At 71.6% G+C, this 2,445-nt stretch carries 2 protein-coding genes; both read left to right on the top strand.

The window, feature by feature from the left end:
• The first annotated feature begins 1 nt into the window (after nucleotide 1).
• Nucleotides 2–1,444: a dihydrolipoyl dehydrogenase gene (gene lpdA / locus KBX39_RS28900; RefSeq protein WP_222949015.1), complete on the top strand. Its 1,443-nt coding sequence runs from the start codon at nucleotides 2–4 to the stop codon at nucleotides 1,442–1,444.
• A gap of 65 nt (nucleotides 1,445–1,509) precedes the next feature.
• Nucleotides 1,510–2,445, top strand: a 936-nt coding sequence (locus KBX39_RS28895; protein ID WP_312247508.1) for a biotin/lipoyl-containing protein, incomplete at its 3' end; no start/stop codon positions are given.

The following is a 2,445-nucleotide window of genomic DNA, read 5'->3' as shown; positions in this document are numbered from 1 at the left end:
CCTGTTACTCCGCCGTAACCCCCGATGCAGTGACGCGACCTGGGAGTTGGATGTGAGCGAGCCGAACGACACGACCTTCGACATCGTCATCCTCGGAGGTGGTAGCGGCGGCTACGCGGCGGCGCTGCGTGCCGCCCAGCTGGACCTCTCCGTCGCCCTCATCGAGAAGAGCAAGCTCGGCGGGACGTGCCTGCACAACGGGTGCATCCCGACCAAGGCGCTGCTGCACGCCGCCGAGATCGCCGACCAGACCCGCGAGTCCGAGCAGTTCGGCGTGAAGGCCGAGCTGGTGGGCATCGACATGAAGGCGGTCAACTCGTACAAGGACGGCGTGATCTCGCGCCTGTACAAGGGCCTGCAGGGCCTGGTGGGCAGCAGCAAGAAGATCACCTTCGTGGCGGGCGCCGGCAAGCTGGTCGGCAAGAACGTCGTCGAGGTGGACGGCAAGCGCTACACCGGCCGTAACGTCGTGCTGGCCTCCGGCTCGTACGCGAAGAGCCTGCCCGGCCTGGACGTCGACGGCGAGCGGATCATCACCAGCGACCACGCCCTGACCCTGGACCGCGTGCCGTCCTCGGCGATCGTGCTCGGCGGCGGCGTGATCGGCGTCGAGTTCGCCAGCGTCTGGAAGTCCTTCGGCGTGGACGTGACCATCGTCGAGGCGCTGCCCCGCCTGGTCGCCGCCGAGGACGAGGAGTCGTCGAAGGCGCTGGAGCGGGCGTTCCGCAAGCGGAAGATCAACTTCAAGGTCGGCAAGCCGTTCGAGAAGGTCGAGAAGACCGACAAGGGCGTGAAGCTGACGATTCAGGGCGGTGACACGGTCGAGGCCGAGCTGCTGCTGGTCGCCGTGGGCCGCGGCCCGAACACCGCCGGCCTCGGCTACGAGGAGCAGGGCGTCAAGATGGACCGCGGTTACGTGCTGACCGACGAGCGGCTGCGCACCAGCGTGCCGAACGTCTACGCGGTCGGCGACATCGTGCCCGGCCTGCAGCTCGCCCACCGTGGCTTCCAGCAGGGCATCTTCGTCGCCGAGGAGATCGCCGGGAAGAGCCCGGCCGTGATCGACGAGGCCGGCATCCCGCGCGTGACGTACTGCGACCCGGAGCTGGCGTCGGTCGGCCTGACCGAGGCGAAGGCCAAGGAGCAGTACGGCGCCGACAAGATCAAGACGTACAACTACAACCTGGGCGGCAACGGCAAGAGCCAGATCCTCAAGACCGCCGGCCACGTGAAGCTGGTCCGGGTGGACGACGGCCCGGTGGTCGGCGTGCACATGGTCGGCGCCCGGGTCGGTGAGCTGATCGGCGAGGCGCAGCTCATCTACAACTGGGAGGCGTACCCGGCCGAGGTGGCGCAGCTCGTGCACGCCCACCCGACGCAGAACGAGGCTCTGGGCGAGGCGCACCTGGCCCTGGCCGGCAAGCCGCTGCACGCGCACGCCTGACACGACAACCGCGGCGTCCGGCGACGGGCGAGAATCCCACCAGGGAATGAAGGAGTCTGGAGAACATGCCGGTATCGGTCACCATGCCCGGGCTCGGCGAGAGCGTCACCGAGGGCACCGTCACCCGCTGGCTCAAGCAGGAGGGTGACACCGTCGAGGTCGACGAGCCCCTGCTCGAGGTGTCGACCGACAAGGTCGACACCGAGATCCCGTCCCCCGCGGCGGGCGTGCTGAGCCGGATCGTGGTCGGCGAGGACGAGACCGCCGAGGTCGGCAGCGAGCTGGCGGTCATCGCCGGTGAGGGCGAGGACGCGGGCGCGGCCCCGAAGCAGGAGGCCGAGCCGGCCACCGAGCCGACCGCCGCCGCCGAGGGCACCGGCCCCGAGCCGGAGCAGCAGGCCGAGGAGGCCGCCGCCGAGCCGGGCGCCGAGGCCGAGCAGCCGGCCGTCGAGGAGCCGGCCCAGCCGGCGGCGTCGTCGGGCGAGGGTACGCCGGTGACCATGCCGGCCCTGGGCGAGAGCGTCACCGAGGGCACCGTCACCCGCTGGCTCAAGCAGGTCGGTGAGACCGTCGAGGTGGACGAGCCGCTGCTGGAGGTCTCCACCGACAAGGTCGACACCGAGATCCCGTCGCCGGTCGCCGGCACGCTGCAGGAGATCAAGGTCGCCGAGGACGAGACCGCCGACGTCGGCGCCGTGCTGGCGATCGTCGGGGTGGCCGGCGCCGCGCCCGCGAAGGCGGAGCCGAAGCCCGAGCCCAAGCCGGAGCCCAAGGCCGAGGCGAAGCCCGAGCCCAAGCCGGAGCCCAAGCCGGAGCCGAAGGTCGAGGAGCCGACGCCGGGCGCGGCCTACAACGAGCCGGCCGCCGAGGCGGAGCAGGCCGCGCAGCCGGCCAAGGCCGAGGCGGCGGCCCAGCCGGCCGCGCCGGCCGCCACGCAGCGCCGGAGCGTTCCGGCCGAGCACGGCGAGGACGCCGCCGGGTACGTGACGCCGCTGGTGCGC

It is taken from the genome of Micromonospora sp. D75 (genome assembly GCF_018070405.1).
GTDB classification, from domain to species: domain Bacteria; phylum Actinomycetota; class Actinomycetes; order Mycobacteriales; family Micromonosporaceae; genus Micromonospora; species Micromonospora chalcea.
This window is presented reverse-complemented; position numbering and strand designations above follow the sequence as displayed.